This window comes from Corynebacterium sp. HMSC072A04 (assembly GCF_001809235.1).
Lineage (GTDB): Bacteria > Actinomycetota > Actinomycetes > Mycobacteriales > Mycobacteriaceae > Corynebacterium > Corynebacterium hiratae.
Map to the genome: position 1 here is coordinate 1 of NZ_KV796757.1, position 420 is coordinate 420.

The following is a 420-nucleotide window of genomic DNA, read 5'->3' on the forward strand; positions in this document are numbered from 1 at the left end:
ACCTGACTTGGCTCACGGTTAGGTGATGAAGGTCACCCTTGACATTGTGGCCTGGGGGTTTGGTGTTGTGGTGGTTGTTTTTTCGGCACTAAGCGGGTATCGGCGGGGGTAGCCGGTAGTCTGATTTTGTGAGTCCATACATTCGCACTGTCAAGACCGCTTCCGGGGCGACGGCGGTTCAGGTGGTGTGGTCTGAGCATCGAGGGTCGAAAAAGCTTCAACAGGTCGGATCAGGACACTCACCTGATCAAGTTGAGCAGCTTAAAGCCCAGGCCCGGCGTCTTATTGATGCAGATCAACTCACCCTTGATCTTGGAGTAGAGCCTTCAGCAAGCAGGGGAACCGCTGATGACCCGGTGCCGGTGACAGCACAGCGGGCCGGTTACTTGTTGGACTGTATTGATGCGTGTTTCAACGAGT

At 55.0% G+C, this 420-nt stretch carries 1 pseudogene; it reads left to right on the forward strand.

The features are described from left to right. Positions 1-128: 128 nt before the first annotated feature. A pseudogene (locus HMPREF2565_RS14030) lies at positions 129-420 on the forward strand (transposase); the annotation flags it as partial.